Source organism: Pseudomonas fluorescens (assembly GCF_001648775.1).
Lineage (GTDB): Bacteria > Pseudomonadota > Gammaproteobacteria > Pseudomonadales > Pseudomonadaceae > Aquipseudomonas > Aquipseudomonas fluorescens_M.
This window is the reverse complement of sequence record NZ_LVEJ01000037.1, coordinates 23,677-46,498: the sequence shown is the minus strand read 5'-3', so window position 1 is coordinate 46,498 and position 22,822 is coordinate 23,677. Positions and strand designations below refer to the sequence as shown.

Genomic DNA, 22,822 nt, shown 5'->3' with positions numbered 1-22,822 from the left:
AAGTGTTTTAGCAACGAATTTGCGGCAAACTTCACCCACCTTCCGCACAAGGCCTTGCAATGGATCAATACGCCCCGCGCAACTGGCAGCCCCACGAAAAGCCCAGTCTGCCCGGTTCCCCCTCGACGCCGTTGCACTCCACCCACAAGCGCCTGGCCTATGCGCTGGTCGGCGTGCTGGTGGCGGTGACCGGTGGCTTGGGCAACTCGCTGGTGGTCGCCAACCTGCCTTATCTGCAAGGTGCGCTCGGCGCGACCACAGCGGAAATGGCTTGGTTGCCGGCGGCATACGTGATGACCAACGTGTCGATGAACCTGCTGCTGGTGAAGTTTCGCCAGCAGTTCGGTTTGCGCGCGTTCACCGAGGTGTTTCTGGTGCTGTATGCGCTGGTGACTTTCGGCCATTTGTTTGTCAATGACCTGAATTCGGCGGTGGCGGTGCGTGCGGCGCACGGCATGGTCGGCGCGGCGCTGAGTTCTCTGGGTTTGTATTACATGGTCCAGGCGTTCCCGGCGAAGTGGCGGATGAAGGCGCTGGTGCTCGGCCTCGGCACTTCGCAACTGGCCTTGCCGTTGGCGCGATTATTCTCCGAGGACTTGCTGCAAATCGCCGAATGGCGCGGCTTGTACCTGTTCGAATTGGGCATGGCGCTGCTGTCGCTGGGCTGCGTATTGATGCTCAAGTTGCCGCCCGGTGACCGCTTCAAAACCTTTGAAAAACTCGACTTCCTGACCTTTGCCATTCTTGCGACCGGCGTGGCGTTGTTGTGTGCGGTGTTGTCGCTGGGGCGGATCGACTGGTGGCTGGAGGCGGACTGGATCGGCGTCGCTTTGGCGTCGTCGATTGCGCTGATCCTCGCTGGCCTGGCCATCGAACATAACCGCAGTAATCCGATGCTGATGACCCGCTGGCTTGGCAGCGGCGTGATGATCCGCCTGGCGCTGGCGGTGACCCTGATTCGCATGGTCACCTCGGAGCAGTCCACCGGTGCGGTCGGTTTCATGCAGAACCTGAACATGGGCTATGAGCAGTTGCACAGCCTGTACGTGGTGATGCTGATCGGCAGTGTCGCAGGGCTGTTGACCAGTGCACTGACGATCAACCCCAAACACCTGCTGATGCCGTTGATCATCTCGCTGGGTCTGATGGCCACCGGGTCGGTGATGGACAGTTTTTCGAATAACCTGACCCGCCCGCAAAACCTGTATTTCAGCCAGTTTCTGCTAGCGTTCGGCAGTACCTTTTTTCTCGGCCCGACCATGGTCCTCGGCACCCGTAACGTGCTGACCAATCCGCGCAATCTGGTGAGTTTTTCCGTGTTGTTCGGGATCTGCAATAACCTCGGCGGCCTGCTGGGCGCGGCACTTCTGGGCACCTTCCAGATCGTTCGGGAAAAATTTCATTCCAGTCAAATCGTCGAGCACCTGACGCTGTCTGACCCATTGGTGGCCGCGCGCGTGCAGAGCGGCGGCTCGGCGTACGGTTCGCTGTTGGCCGACCCGAGTCTGCGCAACCTTGCGGGGATTCGCAGCCTGTCCAACGCCGCCACCCGAGAGGCCAACGTGCTGGCCTACAACGATGTGTTCATGTTGATCGCCGTGATTGCGGTGCTGACCATGATCTGGCTGTCCATTCGTGCGCTGTGGCTGATGAGCACCACCAAAGCCGTCGCCCCTGCGCCATCCACACCTTCGAGCGGTGCCACTTCTTCATGACCGAACCGACCACCACGACCACCAATGCCATTGCCGCCACGCCTGAAGGTGTGGCGCCGCCGTCATCACCGAACACCGAACCGCGCTCGCTGCGGGTGCGGATTATTTCCTCGCTGGGCTTTGCCGCGATTGCCATCGTTGGCGTGTTGATCGTCTTGTACGCGTGGCAACTGCCGCCGTTCAGCAGTGCGGTCGAAACCACCGAAAACGCTTTGATCCGTGGGCAGGTGACGATCATCGGTCCGCAACTCGCCGGGTATGTCTATGAAGTGCCGGTGCAGGATTTCCAGTATGTGAAGGCCGGGGATTTATTGGTGCGCCTGGACGACCGGATCTATCAGCAGCGCCTCGACCAATCGCTGGCGCAACTGGCGGTGCAAAAGGCTGCCTTGGCCAACGTGGTGCAGCAACGCAACAGCGCCGAAGCGACGATCAAATTGCGTCAGGCCGTGCAGGCTGACAGCGAAGCGCAGTTGCGTAAAAGCGAGGCCGATCTGCGCCGTAATCAAGAACTGGTGCGTGACGGCTCGGTGTCGAAACGTGAGATGGACGTGGCGCTGGCAGCCAATGCGCAAAGCGTTGCAGCGGTCGCGCAGGCCAAGGCCAATCTGGAAATCGCCCGGCAGGATCTGCAAACAGTGATCGTCAATCGCGGCTCGCTGGAAGCGGCAGTGGCCAGCGCCGAAGCGGCGGTGCAACTGGCGCGGATTGATCTGTCGAACACGCGCATCGTCGCCCCGCGTGACGGTCAGCTCGGGCAGATCGGCGTGCGTCTCGGCGCTTACGTCAACTCCGGTGCGCAGTTGATGGCGCTGGTGCCGAACCAGAAATGGGTGATCGCCAACATGAAGGAAACGCAGATGGACAACGTGCGTGTCGGGCAACCGGTGCGCTTCACCGTCGATGCGTTGAACCACCGCAAATTCACCGGGCATGTGCAGCATATTTCGCCGGGCACGGGGTCTGAATTTGCGCTGTTGCAGGCGGATAATGCGACCGGCAACTTTGTGAAAATCGCTCAGCGGGTGCCGGTGCGGATCACCATTGATGCGGATCAACAGGAAGAGGAACGGTTGCGGCCGGGGATGTCGGTGGTGGTCAGTATCGACACCGCCGCCGGCGACACCCAACCCCACTGATCCACACATAGCCCTGTGGGAGCGAGCTTGCTCGCGAAAGGGATGTATCAGTGACATTTCTTTATCTGACACAGCGCTTTCGCGAGCAAGCTCGCTCCCACATTTGAACTGTGTTTATCCAGCGATCATCGGCGGCAGGGTGCCCAGCAGCGAAACGGCGGCGACGGCGCCAATGCCGAGCAACCACTCCAGCATCACACTGCGCCTGAGCGTCCCCATCCGTTGTTCGCAATCATCAATCCGCAAGCGATTGAACAGGGCCAATCCGAGCATGGCCAACACCAGCATTGCCTTGATCAACAGAATCAAGGCAAACCCGCTGAACAACGGCGTCGGCCACCACTGGCCGGTCAGCACGCGGACGTTGATCAAACCGGTAATCAGCAACCCCGCGACCAGCGCATAACCGACTCCGCTGAAACGCCGCAACACTTCACGCATCGGCTCCGTCGGCTGACGCAGAATCAGCACCAGTAACAACAGCCCGCCAAGCCACGCGGCGACACAGGTCAGGTGAACGATCTGGTTGAGAATCAGCAATTGCCCGCTCAGACCATCCAGCATCGCGCCATGCCCGACCGGTGCCAGCGTCGCCAGCAGCAGGCCACTCAAGCCCAGTCGCAACGGCATGCTCGATCGCCAGGGCGTGAACAGTAACGCCAACAACAAGGCGTTGATCAGCAGATGCCAGCGCCAGACCTGACCGAAAAACGTACCGCCCAGCACCAGTGCGATCGTATCGGGATCAAACGCCGCGGCAGTCGAACCGGCCATGCTCGCGGTAATCAACAGCGCCCAGGCAATGCCGCTGGCCAGCGCCACAGCGGTCAGCCAACGCGCCAGTCGCGCCAGGTGCCGGTCCACTTGCAGCGCTTCATCCTTGAGCAGCAACGGCCTGAACAGCCAGGCCCCGAACAGCATCAACACCACGATGAAATGCACAAAGCGGCACAGCACCAGCGCTTCACTCATGAATTACTGGCCCACCTTGAACTGATAGGCGCCTTCGCTTTTGTGCGTGTCGACCGACACCGCGTGCCATTCGACTTTGTACTCGCCGGCAGTTAGCGGAGCAGCAGGGGTGACGATCAGGGTTTTCTTGTCGTTTTCAGTGGTCAGCGCTTTGACTGCGACCGGCGCACCATCCTTGGTCACGGTGACTTTGGTGAAACTGGCCTCGACACCTTCGGAAAAGGTCAGGCGCAAATCGGCCGGGGCGGCGACGGTGCTGTCGGCGGCCGGGGTCTGGCTTTTCAGGTGAGCGTGGGCGAATACCGAGGATGCGGCGAACAGCGAAGCGAGCAGGGCAGTGGTGGTCAGGACGTTCTTGAACAGCATCGCGGATACCTCTGGGGCAGGATCAAAGAATCGTCAGTTTAGCCATCCGCTCGCGCCAGTACGAAGTTTTGTTTGCAGCGGTCGCCCGCGGAGCAGAGCGGATGCTAGTCTTGGGCAACGCTGTTGTCAGGGAGCCCTCATGGGCAATCACAAGATCGAGATTCGTCGCAGTAACGTCGAGAAAATTCTCCTCGCGGCGGAAAAAGTCTTCGCCGAAAAAGGCTTCGGCGGTACCGCCATGGCCGACATCGCGGCTGAAGTGCAATTGCCGCGTTCCAACCTGCATTATTACTTCAGCACCAAGAGCGAGCTCTACAGCGCGGTGCTCTTCGACTTGCTGGAAGTGTGGAAACAGGACGCGCTGTGCTTCGAGATGTTCGACGACCCGCGCGTGGTGCTCAGCAGTTACATCCGCGCCAAGATGAACCATTCACGCAGCCGGCCGTATGGCTCGAAAGTCTGGGCCAATGAGATCATCCACGGCGCGCCGACCTTGGGCGAGGCGCTGGATGTCAGCCTGTATGACTGGGCGAAAATGAAGGAAGCGAAGATTCGCCAGTGGGTCGAGGACAAGCGGATTCTGCCGGTGGAACCGTCGAGTCTGCTGTACATGATCTGGGCGTCGACGCAGCATTACGCCGACTTTGATCATCAGGTGAATATTCTGAATGAACATCAGCCGTTGTCGGACATGCAGTTTGAGCGGGCGGTGCAGACGGTGACGAGTGTGATCTTGCGTGGGATTGGGTTGGAGCCCTGAAAGCCGACCCTCACCCCAGCTCTCTCCCGGAGGGAGAGGGGGCCGACCGAGGTTTCTCTCGGGTTACATCGACCTGAAAAAACCAGTCGATTATGGATTCAAGGCCGTGCTTGCCAGTTCAAGCATCGATTATGGATTCAAGGCCGTCCGAGCCTGTGGCTGTTTCGATTATGGATTCAAAGCAAATCGTTCACGTCGGTGGATTTCTGCAGCATCCCCCAATCAGTCCCCTCTCCCTTTGGGAGAGGGTTAGGGTGAGGGCCTTTCAGGATCAGCCCCCCATTCAGACCGCAACGTGATACGGATTCCTCGGATCATGATTCCAGTCCAGAAACGGCTTCCCAGTCTCCATCGGCACCATCTCGATGCAATCCGCCACCGGACAAGTGATCTGACACAAATTACAACCCACACACTCCTCATCAATCACTTCATATTTATGCGTGCCGTCCGCCAGCTTCAGGCTGCCAATCGCCTGATGTGAAGTGTCCTCGCAAGCAATGTGACAACGCCCGCAACCAATGCACGCGTCCTGATCAATCTTCGCGATCACCTGATAGTTGATATCGAGGTACTTCCAGTCCGTGGTATTGCCCACCGCACGCCCTGCAAACTCGGCAATGTTGGCGTAGCCCTGACTGTCCATCCACCGCGACAATCCATCCTTCATCTCCTCGACAATGCGGAAACCATGCAGCATCGCCGCCGTGCACACCTGCACCGCGCCGCTGCCCAACGCCATGAATTCCGCCGCATCGCGCCAACTGCCAATGCCGCCAATTCCACAGATCGGCAGGCCCTGGGTCTGCGGATCGCGGGCAATTTCCGCAACCATGTTCAGCGCAATCGGCTTCACCGCCGAGCCGCAATAGCCGCCATGGGTGCTTTTGCTGCCGACGGTGGGCAGGGCGACCATGTGCTCCAAGTCGACGCTGGTGATCGAGTTGATCGTATTGATCAGCGACACCGCATCGGCACCACCGCGATGGGCCGCGCGGGCGGCGACGCGGATGTCGGTGATGTTCGGCGTCAGTTTGACGATCACCGGCAGCGAGCAATAAGTCTTGCACCAGCGCGTGACCTGCTCGACGTACTCCGGCACCTGACCGACCGCCGCGCCCATGCCACGTTCGGGCATGCCGTGTGGGCAACCGAAATTCAGCTCGATGCCGTCAGCACCGGTCGCTTCGACCAGCGGCAGAATGTGTTTCCACGACTCCTCGACGCACGGCACCATCAGCGAAACGATCAGCGCGCGATCGGGCCAGTCCTTCTTCACCTGAGTGATTTCACGCAGGTTGATCTCCAACGAACGGTCGGTGATCAGCTCAATGTTGTTGATGCCCAGCACTTCACGGTTGTTGCCGTAATGCGCTGAGTAGCGCGACGACACGTTGACCGCTGCCGGGTCCTCACCGAGGGTTTTCCAGACCACGCCACCCCAGCCCGCTTCAAAGGCACGGACGACGTTGTAGGCTTTGTCGGTCGGTGGCGCGGAGGCCAGCCAGAACGGATTCGGCGCTTTGATGCCAGCGAAGACAATCGACAGATCGGCCATTTACGCAGCCTCCACGTTAAGCATCAGTTGAGCGTTGATTGCCTCGGCGGCGCGTTTGCCGTGCTGCACGGCTTGCACGGTGAGGTCCTGATCGAGGCTGGTGCAGTCGCCGCCGGCATACACGCCGGGGATGCTGGTGCGCAGGTTTTCGTCGACCTGAATGCGCTCGCCCTGACGCTTGAGTTCACGGGCCAACGGGTCGGCGAGGGCGCTGCCGTCGAAGGCCTGGCCGATGGCTTTGAAGATCGCATCGGCGGCCAGCTCGAAGGTTTCGCCGGTGGTTTGCAGGCGACCGTCGACCAGATCGGTGCGGGCGAAACGCATGCCGCGCACGTGGCCCTGATCGTCGAGCAGCACTTCTTGCGGCTGCGCCCAGGTCAGGAGGCGCACCTGATTGGCTTTGGCGATGTCTTGTTCGTGGCCAGTGGCGCCCATGTCCGCCGCGCCACGGCGATACACCAGATTCACGTCGCGAGCGCCGAGGCGAGCCATTTGCACGGCCATGTCGATAGCCGTGTTGCCGGCGCCGAGGACGATGCAGCGTTCGGCCAGCGGTAGTTGTGTGAGGTCATCGGCTTGGCGCAGTTCGCGAATGTAATCGGTGGCGGCGAGCAGGCCCGGGGCATCTTCGTGGGGCAGGCCGAGTTGCTTGCTGGCGTTGAGTCCGAGGCCGAGGAACACGGCGTCGAATTGTTGATGCAGTTCGCTGAGGGTCAGATTCTCGCCGAGCTTTTGCCCATGACGAATCTCGATGCCGCCGATTTGCAGGAGGAAATCCAGTTCCTTCTGCGCGTAATCATCGACCAGTTTGTACTTGGCGATTCCGTATTCGTTGAGGCCGCCAGCCTTTTCCCGCGCTTCGAAAATCACCACGTCATGCCCGTGCATGGCACTGCGATGCGCGCAGGACAAACCGGCCGGCCCGGCACCGACCACGGCAATGCGTTTGCCGGTAGCGGCGGCGCGCTGGAACGGGTGTTCGGTGAAGTGTGCGTTGTCGACGGCGTAGCGTTGCAGCAGGCCGATCAACACCGGCGCGCATTCGTGGGCGTTGTTGCGCACGCAGGCTTGCTGGCAGAGAATTTCGGTCGGACAGACCCGCGCGCAACTGCCGCCGAGGATGTTTGCCGAGAGAATTTTCGTCGCGGCGCCGGTGACGTTGTCCTGGTGGATGTTGCGGATGAACGAGGGAATGTCGATCTCGCTCGGGCACGCATTCACGCACGGCGCGTCGTAGCAATACAGGCAGCGCGAGGCTTCCAGATGCGCTTGGCGATCATTGAGCGGCGGCGCCAGATCGGTGAAATGCCCGGCGAGGGCGGCCGCGCTTTCGTGCGGGTGGGGGAGATGGTTCAGGGTCTCGATCACGGTGTTGTGCCTCACGGTTATTGAGGTTCTCTGCCTCTGATGGGCAGTGGTTTTTGTGGCGTTCGGGATGGCCTCTTCGCGAGCAAGCTCGCTCCCACATTTGGAATGCATTCCCCTGTGGGAGCGAGCTTGCTCGCGAAGGCCGAAGGCCTGGATTTCAGCGTTTAACGGCAGTCGGCTTATGCAACTCAGCCCGCTTGCTCAGCAAGTCAAACACCGCCGGATAAGCCGGCCGTTCGATGTACCGACCGGCGCCGCGCTCGGCGCGCAGGTCACCATCTGCCCAAACCACCCGGCCCTGGCTGACGGTGTGGCTCGGCACGCCGCGCACGGTTTTGCCTTCGAAGATGTTGAAGTCCACCTGCTGATGGTGGGTCTTGGCGGAAATGGTGCGGGTGCCTTGCGGATCCCACAGCACCAGGTCGGCATCGGCGCCGACGCGAATCGCACCTTTGCGCGGATAGAGGTTGAAGATCTTCGCGGTGTTGGTAGAGGTGAGGGCGACGAAATCCTGCATCGACAAACGCCCGCTGTTGACGCCTTCATCCCACAGCACCGCCATGCGATCTTCGATACCGGCCGTGCCGTTAGGGATCTTGCTGAAATCCTCACGGCCGGCGGCTTTCTGTTCGGCGCAGAAGCAGCAATGGTCAGTGGCGGTGGTGTGCAGATTGCCGTTTTGCAGTCCGTGCCACAGTGCTTCTTGATGACCGCGCGGGCGGAACGGTGGGCTCATCACGTATCCGGCAGCGGTCTGCCAGTCCGGGTGTTGATAGACGCTGTCATCGAGCAGCAAATGCCCGGCGAGCACTTCGCCGTAGACCGGTTGGCCCTTGCTCCGTGCATAGGTGATTTCGTCGAGTGCCTCTTTGGTCGAAACGTGCACCAGGTACAGCGGTGTGCCAATGGTTTCGGCAATACGAATCGCCCGGCTCGCCGCTTCACCTTCAACCTGCGAAGGACGCGACAGCGGATGCGCCTCCGGCCCGGTGATGCCCTGGGCCATCAACTTGCGTTGCAGGTGATAAACCAACTCGCCATTTTCCGCGTGTACGGTCGGTACCGCGCCGAGTTCCAGGCAGCGTTCAAAACTCGCCACCAGCGTGTCGTCGGCGGCCATGATCGCGTTCTTATAGGCCATGAAATGCTTGAAGCTGTTGATGCCGTGATGGCTGACCAGCTCGGCCATTTCCTCACGCACCTGCTCGCTCCACCAGGTGATCGCGACGTGGAAGCCATAGTCGGACGCCGATTTCTCGGCCCAGCCACGCCACTGATGAAACGCCTCCATCAACGACTGCTGCGGATTGGGAATCACAAAATCGATGATCGAGGTGGTGCCGCCGGCCAGACCGGCCGCCGTGCCACTGTAAAAGTCTTCACTGGCCACGGTGCCCATGAACGGTAGTTGCATGTGCGTGTGCGGATCGATGCCGCCGGGCATCAGGTATTGACCGCTGCCGTCGAGCACTTCGGCACCGGCGGGAATATCCAGGTTTTCACCAATGGCTTTGATCACGCCGTCGGCGCAATAGACGTCGGCGCGGTAACTTTCATCATGGGTAACAACGGTGGCGCCACGGATCAACAGAGACATTCCGAGTTCCTCGCAGGCATTGACCGACTTGTGTCGGTTCTAGATGTTTTATTTGATGTACAGCATTGCAGGGTGTATTCCTGTCAGCGCTGTCAGGAATAGAAGCTAGTCGCAGATTTGCAATAGATCAAGAATATTTTTTATAAGCTTATGACTGTTTTAACGCTATGAAAAATAACGAAAAAATATCAAAATCACCAAAATGGTGAGGCCGTTCACCATTTTGACGCACTTGACAGGATGGAAATATGAGCAAGATTTTGTATGTGAAATCAGCCGCTTGAAGTTGAGCTGCGGCTGCTCGCTCACGATGAAAAAAAGTGCAGTGCACCAGATTGAGTCCTGTCTGTTCGGACAACTTGCCAAGTGTTCAGCCTGAGCACCCAGACAAGTTTCCGCGAACTCATCAGGTAAATAATTAAAACTGATGAATATCAGAAAGTTGCAATACGTTTGAACCACGGCCCGATGCGTAAGCGGTTCACCCGGCACGTTTATTGATGCCGCCGCTGACACCATGGCCGGTGCATGAAAGTTGTCAGTTCCTCCGGCCATCGTCCGGCTCGCACCCTCGTGTGCAAGCCGCCTGATGAGCAAAAAAATAATCAGAAGAACAGTGGAGCGGCCATGCAACAGATCAGATCGCAAGTGACCGAGCGCGACGGCTTGTACGAGCTTGAAGCCGGCAGCGACGTCCTCGACAGTCCCCGTTACAACCACGACATGGCACCGACCAAGGTGCGCGAACGCACCTGGAACAAATGGCACATCACCGCGCTGTGGGTCGGCATGTCGATTTGCGTGCCGACCTATACCCTCGGCGGCGTACTCACCGCGTACTTTGGCTTGACGGTTGGCGAAGCGCTGCTGGCGATTCTGTTCGCCAACATCATTGTGTTGATTCCTCTCACGCTGAATGCCTTTCCCGGCACCAAGTACGGCATTCCGTTTCCGGTGTTGCTGCGTTCCTCGTTCGGCATTCTCGGCTCCAACGTGCCGTGTCTGATTCGCGCATTGGTCGCGTGTGGCTGGTTCGGTATCCAGACGATGTTTGGCGGCCTGGCGATTCACCTGTTCCTCGGCTCGATTTTCGATGGCTGGAAATCCCTCGGCGGTACGGGAGAAGTGATCGGTTTCATGATCTTCTGGGCGCTGAACCTGTGGGTGGTGATCCGTGGCGCCGAATCGATCAAGTGGCTGGAAACCTTGTCGGCGCCGCTATTGGTGGCGGTCGGCATCGGTCTGCTGGTGTGGGCGATGCCCAACGTGTCGATGACCGAACTGCTGGCGATCCCGCCGAAACGTCCGGAAGGCGCCAGCGTGGTCAGTTACTTCGCCGCCGGGCTGACGGCGATGGTCGGTTTCTGGGCCACGTTGTCGCTGAACATTCCTGACTTCAGCCGTTACGCCAAGAGCCAGAAAGATCAGATCCTCGGGCAGATTTTCGGGCTGCCGCTGACGATGTTTTTGTTCGCCTCGCTGGGCGTGATCATGACCGCCGCGTCGGTGAAACTGGTCGGCGTTACCGTCTCTGATCCGGTCAGCCTGATCGGCCATATCCAGAGCCCGGTGTGGGTCGCGGTGGCGATGGCATTGATCATCATCGCCACGCTGTCGACCAACACCGCAGCAAACATTGTCTCGCCGACCAACGACTTCCAGAACATCGCGCCCAAGGTCATCAACCGCACCAAAGCGGTGTTGTTGACCGGGTTTGTCGGGCTGGCGCTGATGGGCCATGAACTGCTGAAAAAGCTCGGTCTGATCGTTTCCGATGTCAGCCTGGAAACCGTGTATTCGAATTGGCTGCTGGGCTATTCGAGCCTGCTCGGGCCGATAGCCGGGATCATGGTGGTGGACTATTTCCTGATCAAGAAACAGCAACTGGACCTGGCCGGGTTGTACCGCGATGACGTCTATCCGGCGTGGAACCGGGCCGGGTTTCTCGCCTTTGGGGTGCCGGTGGTGCTGACCTTGTTGTCGCTGGGTAGCGATGCGTTTAGCTGGTTTTACAGCTATGGCTGGTTCACCGGCTCGGCGCTGGGCGGGATTATTTATTACGGGTTGTGCGTGATGCGTGCTAGTCCGTCAGTAGCGAAATCTGCGGTGTGAATGCAGGCCTCTTCGCGAGCAAGCTCGCTCCCACAGGGGTACGCATTCCAAATGTGGGAGCGAGCTTGCTCGCGAAGACGGCCTCACTTGCGGCAGAGATGTATCTGAAGAAACTCATAAGAAAAGCAGCCTGAGGAGATCCCCATGAACGCAGCCGTAGACGTTCTGCAATCGACCCATCAGCACATCAACCGCGACCGCTTGTGGGCGTCGCTCATGGAGCTGGCCAAGCTCGGCGCGACGGTCAAGGGCGGGGTCTGTCGCCTGGCCCTGACCGACCTCGACCGCCAGGCCCGCGACCTCTTCGTGCAGTGGTGCAAGGACGCCGGGTGCAGCGTCACCGTCGATGCTGTCGGCAACATCTTCGCCCGTCGCCCCGGGCGCAATCCGAATCTGCCACCGGTGATGACCGGCAGCCACATCGACACCCAACCCACTGGCGGCAAGTTCGACGGCTGCTTTGGCGTGCTTGCCGGCGTCGAAGTCCTGCGAACCCTCAACGACCTCAAAGTGGAAACCGAAGCGCCGCTGGAAGTGGTGGTCTGGACCAACGAAGAGGGCTCGCGCTTCGCCCCGTGCATGATGGGTTCCGGCGTGTTCGCGGAGAAATTCACCCTCGAAGAAACCCTGGCCAAAGTCGATGCCGACGGCGTCACCGTCGGTGAAGCGCTCAACGCCATCGGCTACGCCGGCGCGCGCAAGGTCAGCGGGCATAAGGTTGGCGCTTATTTCGAGGCGCACATCGAACAAGGTCCGATCCTCGAAGACGAACAGAAAACCATCGGCGTGGTGCTGGGGGCGCTGGGGCAGAAGTGGTTTGACCTCAAGCTGCGCGGCGTCGAAGCTCACGCCGGCCCGACGCCGATGCACCTGCGTAAAGACGCGCTGGTCGGCGCCTCGGTGATTGTCGGCGCCGTCAACCGCGCCGCCCTCGGCCACCAGCCGCATGCCTGCGGTACGGTCGGCTGCCTGCAAGCCTATCCCGGCTCGCGCAACGTCATTCCCGGCGAAGTGCGCATGACCCTCGACTTCCGTCATCTGGAACCGGCGCGCCTTGACTCGATGATCGCCGAGGTGAAGCAAGTCATCGACGCCACCTGCGAAGAACATGGCCTGACTTACGAGCTGACCCCGACCGCCGACTTCCCGCCGCTGTACTTCGAAAAAGGTTGCGTGGAAGCGGTGCGCGGCGCAGCGAAGGGGCTGGGCTTGTCGAATATGGACATCGTCAGCGGCGCCGGGCATGACGCGATTTTCCTCGCCGAACTCGGCCCGGCCGGGATGATCTTCGTGCCGTGCGAAGGCGGCATCAGCCACAACGAAATCGAGAACGCCGCGCCGGATGATCTGGCGGCCGGCTGCGCGGTGTTGTTGCGGGCGATGCTGGCCGCTTCGGCGATGGTCGCGGCCGGTAAAGCCGCCGCATAAATGCAAAAGATCGCAGCGCTGCAGGCGCTACCGCAGGCTGCGATCTTTTCCTGTCACCCAAACGTCATAAACCTGTGCGATGTTGCCGGCCCATGAAAATCATCACTTCCGGCGCGTCCTATCTGGACATCGACGCCTACGCCTGTTGCATCGCCTACGCCGAACTGCTCAATCGGCAAGGCATTGCCGCCCGCGCCGTCAGCAGCGCGCCAGCCAATGCCAGCGTTTCACCAAGCGTGCTTGGCTGGGCTTCAGCTTTTCACGAGTACGTGCCGAGATCCGACGATGAATTCGTGTTGGTCGATGTCTCGGACTATCACCATTTCGACCCGTTGGTGGTGCTCGAACGGGTGGTAGAAGTCATCGATCATCATCCGGGGTATGAGCATTACTGGGCGCAGAAGCTTGGGACTGGCGCCGATATTCGTCCGATCGGCGCTGCGGCAACCCAAATCTTTCAGCGCTGGGAAGGCGCAGGTTTGCTATCCGCCATCAGCTCGCACAGTGCGGCATTGCTGGCCACCGCGATTCTCGACAATACGCTGAACTTCACCGGACAGATGACCACTCCTGCCGACATCAAGGCCTACGCCGACCTCGCTTCACGGGCAAAACTGCCGGCAGAATGGCCCCGGCAGTATTTTCTCGAATGCCAGGCCAGCATCGAATCGGACCTGGCCGCTGCGTTGGCGGCCGACTCGAAACGAATGAAGCCCGACAGCAACCTGCCGGGCTTCTTCGCACAAATGACCGTGTGGGATGCTGACGCTCTGCTGCAAAACCACCGGCCGATGATCAAACGCTGGATGGCCGAGCAGGGCGACGACTGGCTGCTCAATGTGATCAGTATCCGCGACCGCAAAAGCTGCTTTCTGGCGCCAGCCGAGGTCAGCCAGCATAAGCTCAATCGCTTGTTGCCACTCGACTGGCAGGCCGGGCTGGCCGTTCGCGCGCCGTCAATGCTGCGCAAGGAACTGTTGAAATTGGCACTGGACGCGGCCAGTCACTGCGCACCAAACACCATCGTCCAGTAAACCCCTTCAGCACTGCGCGCCTCACTGGCAAACCCGGCGCCGACCTGGGTAAACATCGGGTTCATGAGGTTGGCGCAATGTCCGGGGCTGGCCAGCCATCCGGCCATGGCCTTGCCCGGTGAACTCTGCCCGGCAGCGATGTTTTCGCCGATTTGCCGGCCACGATAGCCCGCTGCACGGGCGCGATCGGCGGGCAGGTCACCGTCCGGATCCTGATGGGCGAAATAGTTGCCGTAAGCCATGGCTTTGCTGTGCCCTTGGGCAGCGGCGCCCAATGCGGCGTTCCAGCTCAATGGCCGGGCGGCGGCGAATCGCTGACGTCCGCACATCCGTGGTCGCGCACGTGCGGCATTGACCTCGGCGAGCAGGGCCTTGCCGACGCTGCGGTTATCGCCAATGCGGCTGTCGAGCACCGGTTGCGCCAACACCACTTGCCATTCATTGCGCGACCGGCTGACGCCGATGTCGGCGTAGCTCGCATCCAGCAGCGCGGCGCAGTGGTCGTTTTGCAGCAGGTCGAAGGCCTCTTCGGCATCCTCGGCGCCAACCACGCGAATACTGCGCACCGCGACGGCGGAATACCCGGACGATTTCAGTGCTTCTCGCATGCCACCGGCGTAGCGATAACCGATCGGCAAGGCCAGATTCGACTTCAACGCCAACGGCGCCAGCCGTTGCGTCGGGCGCCGATCGCAGCGTTGCGGATGGGCGCGATAGTCGTTGATGGCAGCCACCAATTGTCGCTCCGCACCGGCATGGGCGGTTGCCGCGAACGAGGGTGAAAGGATCAGCAGGCACAACGAAACCAAGCGAGACGAACGAACGGCGTGGCGCATGAGACGGGCAGCTCTGAAGAGGACAGCGCAAAGGAGTGAACCGCAGAACGCGGCGCGGGTAGGACTGAGGAATCGGGACTTGGTTCACCGATTCAACACATCCCCCATCCATTGCAGATACTGCGCACGGTCGGAAATCGAGTTATGCCCCGAATCCGGCACCACTTTGAGCGTTGCCACGCCTTGCGGGAAATTCTCCAGCAAACGCTGGGTGCTGGCGCGGGGGATCACCTCGTCGTTACTCGCCGCGAGCAACAACGTCGGCACGCGGATATGTGCAGCGTACTTGCCGGATTCGAAACGGTCCTTGAGCAACCACTGCACCGGCACCCACGGATATTGCCGCGCCGCGATTTCTTCGAGGCTGTTGTAAGGCGTTACCAGAATCAGCTGTTGCACCGGCCGCTGACTGGCCAGACGCACGGCCACGCCGGATCCAAGACTGCGGCCGATCACGGCTACCTGCGGATGGCTGGCGTACACCTGATCGAACAGCGCCAGCGCATCCTCGGCAATCGCCACTTCGGACGGCGAACCGCCGCTGCCACCGAAACCGCGGTAGTTGAGCAGGTACACGGCATAACCGGCAAACGCTTCGGCAAACTCCGGCAGATTGCGCGACACGTCCTCGGCATTGCCGCCGAAATAGATCAGCGCCCGTGGCCCGACACGTTCACGGGTGAGCACCGAAATCTGCGCGTCCGGCATCGACAAGGTCAGTTGTGAGTCGGGGCTTGTGACGGCATTGGGCTGCGGAAAATAGATCAGCGAGCGCTGAAAAAAGAACAGCGCCGCGCACAGCACCAAGTACACGGCAACGATCAATGCGACGAGTGACATCAGGGTTCGGGACATTCGGCTACTTTTAACGGTGTGTGAAAGTTGGCTGTCGCAGTGTAGTCCAGCCCTGCCACCGGGCCGCTCGCACACACAACATGCAACAGATCCACGCAGCAGGGGAACCAGCATGAGCCACACTGAGGGTTACTCCCGTCGCCGATTGCTCACGCTGGCTGCCGGGGTTTCGGCGGTCTTCACCTTTGAGCGGGCGTTGGCCACTGCCACGACACCCGCGACCACCGGAGGCCACGCCATGCAGACCCGCGCCATCCCGTCCAGCTCCGAATCGCTGCCCATCGTGGGTCTCGGTACTTATCGCGGTTTCGACGTCGCCCCGGGTGATCCGGCCTATCGACAATTGCCGGCGGTGCTGGATGAGCTGTTCAGCAAGGGCGGCACGTTGATCGACAGTTCACCGATGTATGGCCGGGCAGAGGAAACCACCGGTGAATTGCTGTCGATCCACGAACCGCGCTCGCCAGCATTCCTGGCGACCAAGGTGTGGACGCGCGGGCGCGAAGAGGGCATCGCGCAGATGGAGCAGTCATTCAGTCTGCTGCGTACCGAACGTATCGACCTGATGCAGATCCACAACCTGCTCGATTGGCAAACCCATCTGCCGACCCTGCGTGAATGGAAAGCGCAGGGGCGCATCCGCTACATCGGCATCACCCATTACACGCCCTCGGCCTACGAGGAAGTCGAAGCGGTGCTGAGGGCCGAACAACTGGATTTTCTGCAAATCAATTACGCCCTCGATGACCGTGGCGTGGAAAAACGCCTGCTGCCGCTGTGCCGTGAACGTGGGGTGGCGGTGATCTGTAATCGGCCATTTGGCGGCGGCGGTTTGCTCGCGCGACTCAAAGGCAAACCGTTACCAGGCTGGGTGTCGGATGTGCAGGTCAACAGTTGGCCGCAACTGGCGTTGAAGTTTCTGCTCTCACATTCGGCGGTGACGTGCGTGATCCCCGGCACGGGCAATCCGCGCTACATGGCCGACAACGCCAAGGCCGGGTTTGGGCCGATGCTGACGGATGCGCAGCGGCATCAGTTGATTGCGTTGGTGGGCTGATTGTTCTCGCAAGCGGATCGCATGCAGGATCACCGACTTCGACGACGCTCAACCGCGATAGCGCAGCGCCTCCAGCAACAACGCAAACGCGGGCGCAGCCTGACGTCGGCTCGGGTAATACAGGTGATACCCGGAAAACGTCGGGCACCAATCCTCAAGCACCTGCAGCAAACGGCCGTCGGCCAGATACGGCGCGACAATATTTTCCGGAATGTAGCTCAGGCCAAAACCGTCCAGCGCGGCATCGAGCAGCGGGTAGACGCCGTTCAGGGTGACCTGCCCGGAGACCCGCACTTTCAGGCTTTCGCCAGCCTTTTCGAATTCCCAGCTGTACAGCCCGCCATTGGTCGGAAGGCGCAGGTTGTTGCAGGCGTGCTCGGTCAGATCGCGTGGGGTTTCTGGCTGGGTGCGTTGGGCGAAATAGGCGGGTGAACCGACCACGGCCATGCGCATGTCGGGGCCGATGCGGGTGGCGATCATGCCTTGGGCGACGTCCTCGCCCAGACGTACGCCAGCGTCGAAACCCTGGCCGGCGATGTCGACGAAACCATAGTCGCAGCAGACCTCGACGGCGATGTCCGGGTACTGCGGCAGAAAATCCTTGAGCACCGGGCGCAGCAACCAGTTCAGCGAGTGATCGGTGGCGCTGAGGCGGATCTTGCCCGCCGGGGTGTCGCGCAGATTGCTCAGCGCCGTCAGTTCCCGTTCGATTTCTTCGAAGCGCGGGCCGATGGTTTGCAGCAGGTGTTCACCAGCCTCGGTCGGGGAAACGCTGCGAGTAGTGCGGGTCAGCAGGCGCAAGCCCAAACGCGCTTCAAGCGCGCGAATCGTGTGACTGAGCGCCGATTGCGAAACGCCAAGTTTGGCCGCCGCTTTGGTGAAACTGCGCTCGCGGGCCACGGCGAGGAAGGCGAGCAGATCGGTGGCGTTTTCACGCAGCATTGATGAGTTTCCTGCATAAGTTTTTTCGAATTCTAGTCGATTATCTGAAGAGTTGGCGTCGTTAGAGTGGTGGCATTGTTTATCTGGAGGAACCGCCATGAACCCGATTGTAGCTTCTGCGTTGAGCCTTTCCCTGTTGGCGGGTGAGGTGCAGGCCAATGAAACTCCACGAGTGACCGTCACACCCAATGGTTCGCAGCCGTCGGCCAAGGGCCCGGCGGACTGGTTCACGGGCACGGTCCGCGTCGATGCGCCGTTCAAGGGCACAGATGAGGCGCGGGTCAGTGGCGCGACAGTGACGTTTGAGCCGGGCGCGCGTACCGCGTGGCATACGCACCCTTTGGGACAGACCTTGATCGTCACGGCCGGTTCCGGTTTTGTGCAGGAGTGGGGGCGGGCGGTTCGTGAGATTCGTCCTGGCGATACGGTATGGATTGCACCGGGGGCCAAGCATTGGCATGGGGCGGGGCCCACGACGGCGATGACTCATATTGCTATCGCTGAAGTGCTGGACGGTGAGGTGGTGGAATGGATGGAGCAGGTGAGTGCTGAGCAGTATCCGCAAACCGAGTGAGCCTCTTCCCTCACCCCAGCCCTCTCCCGGAGGGAGAGGGAGCTGACCGAGGTGTCTTGCGTCATACATCGACGTGAGAGACCGAGTCGATTATGGATTCACAGCCGATCCTTCAGGTCGGTGAGACTATCCAATTTTCCTCACCCCAGCCCTCTCCCGGAGGGAGAGGGAGCTGACCGAGGTGTCTGGCGTCATACATCGACCTGAGAGACCGAGTCGATTATGGATTCACAGCCGATCCTTCAGGTCGGTGAGACTATCCAATTTCCCTCACCCCAGCCCTCTCCCGGAGGGAGAGGGAGCTGACCGAGGTGTCTTGCGTCATACATCGACCTGAGAAACTGAGTCGATTATGGATTTACAGCCGATCCTTCGGGTCGGTGAGACTATCCAATTTCCCTCACCCCAGCCCTCTCCCGGAGGGAGAGGGAGCTGACCGAGGTGTCTGGCGTCATATATCGACCTGAGAAACCGAGTCGATTATGGATTCACAGCTGAGCGTTCACGTCGGTGAAGTTCTCCAATATCCCCGGATCGGTCCCCTCTCCCTCTGGGAGAGGGTTAGGGTGAGGGGCTTTTCAGGGGCCTTCAGATCATCTCCGGCAACGACGACAATATCTTGTCCAGCGTAATCGGATACTCCCGCACCCTCGCCCCCGTGGCGTTGTAAATCGCATTCGCCACCGCCGCACTGACCCCGCAAATGCCCAATTCCCCGACCCCCTTGGCCTTCATCGGCGAAGAAACCGGATCAGTCTCATCAAGGAAAATCACCTCCTGATGTGGAATGTCGGCATGCACCGGCACTTCATACCCCGCCAAATCATGGTTGACGAAAAACCCCAGCGTCTTGTCCACCGCCAACTCTTCCATCAGCGCCGCACCGACGCCCATGGTCATCGCGCCGATCACCTGACTACGCGCCGCTTGCGGGTTGAGAATGCGCCCGGCCGCGCACACCGCCAACATGCGGCGCACCCGCACTTCACCGGTCGCGGCATCCACCGCCACCTCGACGAAGTGCGCACCAAACGTCGACTGCTGATACTGCTTGGCAAGGTCGCCAAACTCGATGCTGTCCTCAGCCTCCACCACGCCGTTTTGCGCGGCATTGCGCAACGGCACGTGCTTGTCGCCGACCCGCACCTGACCGTCGACAAACTCTGCCTGATCCGCCGCCATGCCCAGTTTGCCCGCCACCGCCTCACGCAACTTCATGCACGCGGCATACACCCCGGCAGTCGAGCAGTTGGCACCAAATTGCCCGCCGGAGCCTGCCGACACCGGAAAGTTCGAATCACCCAGATGCACAGTCACATCCTTCAAGCCAACGCCCATCATCTCGGCCGCTGTCTGCGCGATAATCGTGTAACTGCCAGTGCCGATATCGGTCATGTCGGTTTCCACCGTGACCTTGCCATCGCGCTCCAACCGTACCCGCGCGCCAGACTTCACCAGCAAGTTGTTGCGAATCGCCGCGGCCACGCCCATGCCGATCAGCCAGCGGCCTTCGCGCCGTGAGCCCGGTTGGGCATTGCGCTGACTCCAGCCGAACTTGTCGGCGCCGGTTTGCAGGCATTCGATCAAGCGCCGCTGCGAGAACGGCCGCTCGGTTTTCACCGGGTCGACCTGGGTGTCATTGAGGATGCGGAACTGGATCGGATCAAGCTTGAGCTGTTCGGCCATCTCGTCCATGGCAATTTCCAGCACCATCAATCCCGGGGTTTCGCCGGGCGCGCGCATGGCGTTGCCTTCGGGCAGATCCAGCGGAGACAAACGCATGCTGACCTGCCGATTTTCCGCCGCGTACAACAACTGGCTCGGCTGTGCCGCGACTTCGACCTTGCCTTCAGCGAGGTTGCCCGACCAGCCTTCGTGGGCAATCGCCGTGAGTTTGCCATCCGCCGTCGCGCCCATGCGAATGCGCTGAATCGTCGCCGGACGATGGGTGGTGTTGTTGGCGATCTGCGGACGGGCGAGGGCGACTTTTACCGGTCTGCCGGCCATGCGCGCACCGAGTGCGGCGAGGATCGCATCGGCGCGCACGAACAGTTTGCCGCCGAAGCCGCCACCGATGTACGGCGAGATCAGCCGGACTTTTTCCTTGGGCAGACCGAGCGTCGTGGCGATGTCGCCAACGCTCCAGGCGATCATCTGATTGGAGGTCCACAGCGTTAGTTGATCGCCTTTCCACGCCGCCAGTGTCGCGTGCGGTTCCATCATCGCGTGGGACTGATCCGGCGTGGTGTAGGTCTGGTCGAACTGCACTGGCGCTGCGGCGAACGCTTTGGCGAAATCGCCGTGAGTGACATCGGGCAATTCCTCTTTCGGCTCGACGCCTTTGTCGCGCACGCTGGCCAGGTCGAACTCGCCCTTGGCCGCGATATAGTCGACCTTGACCAATTGCGCGGCGGCGCGCGCCTGTTCGAACGTCTCGGCCACCACCAGTGCGACAGCCTGGTGATAGTGCTGAATCTCGGGCCCGGCCAACAAATGCGCGGCGTTGTATTTGCCCTTGCCGAGTTTGCCGGCGTTGGCGGCGGTGACGATGGCGAGCACGCCGGGCGCAGCTTTGGCGGCCTCAAGATCGATGTTATTGATCCGCCCCTTGGCGATGGCCGAACCGACCATGACACCGTAAGCCTGATGGGCCACCGCCTCATGCTGTTCATAGGCGTACGGCGCCTGACCGCTGGTTTTCAGCGGGCCTTCGATGCGTTCGGTGGGGTGGCCGATGACCTTCAGCTGGTCGATCGGGTTGGTGGTGGCGGGCGTGTCGAATTTCATGCGGGTTCCCTCGCTTGCGCCAACACTGCACCGAGCGTGCGCTCGACGAGGGTCAGTTTGAATTGGTTGTCGTGGGTCGGCGTGGCACCCTCGAGCAGACGTTCGCTGACGGCTTTGGCGCCTTTCGGTAGCAGCGCTTCGGCGGCTTCGACCCGCCACGGTTTCGGTGCGATACCGCCGACGGCAACGCGGCCGCTGCCGTCCTGTTGCAGGATCAGACCGACCGACACCAGCGCGAACGCATAGGAGGAGCGATCGCGCACCTTGTGATAAATGTGGGTGCCGCCAACCGGCGCGGGCAGTGTCACCGAGGTGATGAACTCGCCGGGCGTTAGGTTGGTTTCGATGTTCGGTGTGGTGCCCGGTAATTGATGAAAATCGACCATGGCGATGCTGCGGGTGCTGCCGTCGGGTTTCACCGTTTCAATCTGCGCATCGAGGGCACGCATGGCGATGGCCATGTCGCTCGGGTGCGTGGCGATGCACGCGTCGCTGACGCCGATGATGCCCAACTGCCGACTGACCCCGCCAATTGCCGCGCAACCACTGCCGGGTTGGCGTTTGTTGCAGGCCTGATTGGTGTCGTAGAAGTACGGGCAGCGCGTGCGTTGCAGCAGGTTGCCGGCGGTGCTCGCCATGTTGCGCAACTGCCCGGAAGCCCCAGCGAGCAGGGCACGGGAGAGCAGGGCGTAGTCTTTGCGGATGCGCGCATCGGCAGCCAGATCGGTGTTGCGCACCAGCGCGCCGATGCGCAATCCGCCTTCGGCCGTGGCTTCGATCTGATCCAGCCCGAGGTGGTTGACATCGATCAGTTGTGGCGGGGTTTCGATGTCGAGTTTCATCAGGTCGAGCAGGTTGGTACCGCCGGCGATGAACCGCGCGCCTTCAAATTGCGCGGCTTGTGCGGCGGCAGCGGCGGGGGAGTCGGCGCGGCTGTAATTGAACGGTCTCATGCCGGCACCTCCGCGACTTCAGTAATCGCTTCGATGATGTTCGAATAGGCACCGCAGCGGCAGATGTTGCCGCTCATGCGCTCCTGAAACTCACGGGCGATCAGTTGTGGCGGTTCGGTCAGGCTGGCGCTGGCATGGCTGGGAATGCCGTCGCGGATTTCCTTGAGCACCGCCACCGCCGAGCAGATCTGCCCTGGCGTGCAATAACCGCATTGATAACCGTCGTGCTTGATGAACGCGGCCTGCATCGGGTGCAGATTGTCGGGCATGCCGAGGCCTTCGATGGTGGTGATCTCACTGCCTTCGTGCATCACCGCGAGGGTCAGGCACGAATTGATCCGCCGGCCATCGGCAATCACCGTGCAGGCGCCGCACTGGCCGTGGTCACAGCCTTTTTTACTGCCGGTCAGGTGCAGGTGTTCGCGCAAGGCATCAAGCAGGGTAGTGCGGGTGTCGACGTCCAGTTCACGCGGCTTGCCGTTGACGTTGATGGTCACTTTACTCATGGCCGGTTTCTCCAGATTGGCGGCGTAGGCCTTGAGGCTGATAAACGGCGGCATCGCGAACGCCGTCGCGGTGACGGCGCCGAGGATCAGAAATCTGCGTCGGGAAATCGTCATGGTTCGATTCCTTTTCTCTCTTCATCGGGGCAGCAGGGTCATGGATGGCCCAAGCGGGCAGCCAGCGTCATCGCCGGTCTCGTTAAGGAGTGACTGCCAGAGAGAGGAAAAGGTTTTGTCGGATTTGCGCTATAGAGTTATGCGTGTGG

Annotated in this window: 19 protein-coding genes; 8 read left to right on the top strand and 11 right to left on the bottom strand. The window is 60.8% G+C overall.

The window, feature by feature from the left end; genetic code table 11:
* Positions 1-59: 59 nt before the first annotated feature.
* Entirely contained in the window at positions 60-1,715 is a 1,656-nt protein-coding gene (locus A8O26_RS28205; protein WP_064120877.1) for an MFS transporter, read from the top strand.
* A complete protein-coding gene (locus A8O26_RS28200; RefSeq protein WP_064120876.1) occupies positions 1,712-2,854 on the top strand; it encodes an HlyD family secretion protein in 1,143 nt (380 codons plus the stop codon). The genes A8O26_RS28205 and A8O26_RS28200 overlap by 4 nt, the downstream gene beginning before the upstream one ends.
* A 114-nt stretch (positions 2,855-2,968) precedes the next feature.
* Here the strand turns inward: A8O26_RS28200 and copD are convergent, their stop codons facing one another.
* Positions 2,969-3,826 carry a copper homeostasis membrane protein CopD gene (copD, locus tag A8O26_RS28195; protein WP_064120875.1) on the bottom strand — a complete coding sequence of 286 codons (858 nt, stop codon included), beginning with the start codon at positions 3,824-3,826 and terminating at the stop codon, positions 2,969-2,971.
* 3 nt (positions 3,827-3,829) lie between these two features.
* Entirely contained in the window at positions 3,830-4,192 is a 363-nt protein-coding gene (copC, locus tag A8O26_RS28190; RefSeq protein ID WP_064120874.1) for a copper homeostasis periplasmic binding protein CopC, read from the bottom strand.
* Between the two features lie 139 nt (positions 4,193-4,331).
* Between copC and A8O26_RS28185 the strand changes: the two genes are divergently transcribed.
* Positions 4,332-4,952, top strand: a complete 621-nt coding sequence (locus A8O26_RS28185; RefSeq protein WP_038365564.1) for a TetR/AcrR family transcriptional regulator — start codon at positions 4,332-4,334, stop codon at positions 4,950-4,952.
* A 283-nt stretch (positions 4,953-5,235) separates the two neighbouring features.
* On the opposite strand, the gene preA is transcribed toward A8O26_RS28185, so the two are convergent.
* The 3 genes from preA to hydA form a co-directional block, all read right to left on the bottom strand.
* Positions 5,236-6,510 carry an NAD-dependent dihydropyrimidine dehydrogenase subunit PreA gene (preA, locus tag A8O26_RS28180; protein ID WP_064120873.1) on the bottom strand — a complete coding sequence of 425 codons (1,275 nt, stop codon included), beginning with the start codon at positions 6,508-6,510 and terminating at the stop codon, positions 5,236-5,238.
* Complete coding sequence (locus tag A8O26_RS28175) at positions 6,511-7,878, bottom strand: NAD(P)-dependent oxidoreductase (protein ID WP_064120872.1); 1,368 nt, start codon at positions 7,876-7,878, stop codon at positions 6,511-6,513.
* 157 nt (positions 7,879-8,035) lie between these two features.
* The gene (hydA, locus tag A8O26_RS28170; RefSeq protein WP_064120871.1) at positions 8,036-9,475 is read right to left on the bottom strand and encodes a dihydropyrimidinase; all 1,440 of its coding nucleotides are present in this window, start codon (positions 9,473-9,475) and stop codon (positions 8,036-8,038) included.
* Positions 9,476-10,102: 627 nt separating this feature from the next.
* On the opposite strand from hydA, the gene A8O26_RS28165 reads away from it, so the two are divergent.
* The 3 genes from A8O26_RS28165 to A8O26_RS28155 all read left to right on the top strand — a co-directional run bounded on the left by A8O26_RS28165 (position 10,103) and on the right by A8O26_RS28155 (position 14,049).
* Positions 10,103-11,587: an NCS1 family nucleobase:cation symporter-1 gene (locus A8O26_RS28165; RefSeq protein ID WP_064120870.1), complete on the top strand. Its 1,485-nt coding sequence runs from the start codon at positions 10,103-10,105 to the stop codon at positions 11,585-11,587.
* Between the two features lie 144 nt (positions 11,588-11,731).
* Positions 11,732-13,015, top strand: coding sequence for a Zn-dependent hydrolase (locus A8O26_RS28160; protein ID WP_064120869.1), 1,284 nt, complete (start codon positions 11,732-11,734; stop codon positions 13,013-13,015).
* A 92-nt stretch (positions 13,016-13,107) separates the two neighbouring features.
* Positions 13,108-14,049, top strand: a complete 942-nt coding sequence (locus A8O26_RS28155; RefSeq protein ID WP_064120868.1) for a DHH family phosphoesterase — start codon at positions 13,108-13,110, stop codon at positions 14,047-14,049.
* Here the strand turns inward: A8O26_RS28155 and A8O26_RS28150 are convergent.
* Positions 14,019-14,885, bottom strand: a complete 867-nt coding sequence (locus A8O26_RS28150) for a CAP domain-containing protein (RefSeq protein ID WP_064120867.1) — start codon at positions 14,883-14,885, stop codon at positions 14,019-14,021. The two genes, A8O26_RS28155 and A8O26_RS28150, sit on opposite strands and share 31 nt — an antisense overlap.
* Before the next feature lie 84 nt (positions 14,886-14,969).
* A complete protein-coding gene (locus A8O26_RS28145) occupies positions 14,970-15,740 on the bottom strand; it encodes an alpha/beta hydrolase (protein ID WP_064120866.1) in 771 nt (256 codons plus the stop codon).
* Between the two features lie 112 nt (positions 15,741-15,852).
* Here A8O26_RS28145 and A8O26_RS28140 point away from each other — a divergent pair, with 112 nt between their 5' ends.
* Positions 15,853-16,797, top strand: a complete 945-nt coding sequence (locus A8O26_RS28140; RefSeq protein WP_172828221.1) for an aldo/keto reductase — start codon at positions 15,853-15,855, stop codon at positions 16,795-16,797.
* 48 nt (positions 16,798-16,845) lie between these two features.
* Here the strand turns inward: A8O26_RS28140 and A8O26_RS28135 are convergent, their stop codons facing one another.
* Positions 16,846-17,739 carry a LysR family transcriptional regulator gene (locus A8O26_RS28135; protein WP_064120864.1) on the bottom strand — a complete coding sequence of 298 codons (894 nt, stop codon included), beginning with the start codon at positions 17,737-17,739 and terminating at the stop codon, positions 16,846-16,848.
* Between the two features lie 97 nt (positions 17,740-17,836).
* Here A8O26_RS28135 and A8O26_RS28130 point away from each other — a divergent pair, with 97 nt between their 5' ends.
* Positions 17,837-18,313 carry a (R)-mandelonitrile lyase gene (locus A8O26_RS28130; RefSeq protein ID WP_064120863.1) on the top strand — a complete coding sequence of 159 codons (477 nt, stop codon included), beginning with the start codon at positions 17,837-17,839 and terminating at the stop codon, positions 18,311-18,313.
* Positions 18,314-18,901: 588 nt separating this feature from the next.
* Here the strand turns inward: A8O26_RS28130 and paoC are convergent.
* Genes paoC through paoA form a run of 3 tightly spaced genes read right to left on the bottom strand, consistent with a single transcriptional unit; the run spans position 18,902 to position 22,673 of the window.
* Positions 18,902-21,100 carry an aldehyde oxidoreductase molybdenum-binding subunit PaoC gene (paoC, locus tag A8O26_RS28125; protein WP_064120862.1) on the bottom strand — a complete coding sequence of 733 codons (2,199 nt, stop codon included), beginning with the start codon at positions 21,098-21,100 and terminating at the stop codon, positions 18,902-18,904.
* Positions 21,097-22,053, bottom strand: coding sequence for an FAD binding domain-containing protein (locus A8O26_RS28120; protein ID WP_064120861.1), 957 nt, complete (start codon positions 22,051-22,053; stop codon positions 21,097-21,099). Before A8O26_RS28120 ends, paoC begins: the two co-directional genes overlap by 4 nt.
* Positions 22,050-22,673 (bottom strand): aldehyde dehydrogenase iron-sulfur subunit PaoA, encoded by a 624-nt coding sequence (gene paoA / locus A8O26_RS28115; protein WP_064120860.1) that lies wholly within the window; start codon positions 22,671-22,673, stop codon positions 22,050-22,052. Before paoA ends, A8O26_RS28120 begins: the two co-directional genes overlap by 4 nt.
* Between the last annotated feature and the right edge of the window lie 149 nt (positions 22,674-22,822).

What these genes read in the sequence shown, in the direction of transcription:
- A8O26_RS28205 (WP_064120877.1), top strand. Translation starts at nt 60, where the DNA reads ATGGATCAATACGCCCCGCGCAACTGGCAGCCCCACGAAAAGCCCAGT.
- A8O26_RS28200 (WP_064120876.1), top strand. Translation starts at nt 1,712, where the DNA reads ATGACCGAACCGACCACCACGACCACCAATGCCATTGCCGCCACGCCT.
- copD (WP_064120875.1), bottom strand. Translation starts at nt 3,826, where the DNA reads ATGAGTGAAGCGCTGGTGCTGTGCCGCTTTGTGCATTTCATCGTGGTG.
- copC (WP_064120874.1), bottom strand. Translation starts at nt 4,192, where the DNA reads ATGCTGTTCAAGAACGTCCTGACCACCACTGCCCTGCTCGCTTCGCTG.
- A8O26_RS28185 (WP_038365564.1), top strand. Translation starts at nt 4,332, where the DNA reads ATGGGCAATCACAAGATCGAGATTCGTCGCAGTAACGTCGAGAAAATT.
- preA (WP_064120873.1), bottom strand. Translation starts at nt 6,510, where the DNA reads ATGGCCGATCTGTCGATTGTCTTCGCTGGCATCAAAGCGCCGAATCCG.
- hydA (WP_064120871.1), bottom strand. Translation starts at nt 9,475, where the DNA reads ATGTCTCTGTTGATCCGTGGCGCCACCGTTGTTACCCATGATGAAAGT.
- A8O26_RS28165 (WP_064120870.1), top strand. Translation starts at nt 10,103, where the DNA reads ATGCAACAGATCAGATCGCAAGTGACCGAGCGCGACGGCTTGTACGAG.
- A8O26_RS28160 (WP_064120869.1), top strand. Translation starts at nt 11,732, where the DNA reads ATGAACGCAGCCGTAGACGTTCTGCAATCGACCCATCAGCACATCAAC.
- A8O26_RS28155 (WP_064120868.1), top strand. Translation starts at nt 13,108, where the DNA reads ATGAAAATCATCACTTCCGGCGCGTCCTATCTGGACATCGACGCCTAC.
- A8O26_RS28150 (WP_064120867.1), bottom strand. Translation starts at nt 14,885, where the DNA reads ATGCGCCACGCCGTTCGTTCGTCTCGCTTGGTTTCGTTGTGCCTGCTG.
- A8O26_RS28145 (WP_064120866.1), bottom strand. Translation starts at nt 15,740, where the DNA reads ATGTCCCGAACCCTGATGTCACTCGTCGCATTGATCGTTGCCGTGTAC.
- A8O26_RS28140 (WP_172828221.1), top strand. Translation starts at nt 15,853, where the DNA reads ATGAGCCACACTGAGGGTTACTCCCGTCGCCGATTGCTCACGCTGGCT.
- A8O26_RS28135 (WP_064120864.1), bottom strand. Translation starts at nt 17,739, where the DNA reads ATGCTGCGTGAAAACGCCACCGATCTGCTCGCCTTCCTCGCCGTGGCC.
- A8O26_RS28130 (WP_064120863.1), top strand. Translation starts at nt 17,837, where the DNA reads ATGAACCCGATTGTAGCTTCTGCGTTGAGCCTTTCCCTGTTGGCGGGT.
- paoC (WP_064120862.1), bottom strand. Translation starts at nt 21,100, where the DNA reads ATGAAATTCGACACGCCCGCCACCACCAACCCGATCGACCAGCTGAAG.
- A8O26_RS28120 (WP_064120861.1), bottom strand. Translation starts at nt 22,053, where the DNA reads ATGAGACCGTTCAATTACAGCCGCGCCGACTCCCCCGCCGCTGCCGCC.
- paoA (WP_064120860.1), bottom strand. Translation starts at nt 22,673, where the DNA reads ATGACGATTTCCCGACGCAGATTTCTGATCCTCGGCGCCGTCACCGCG.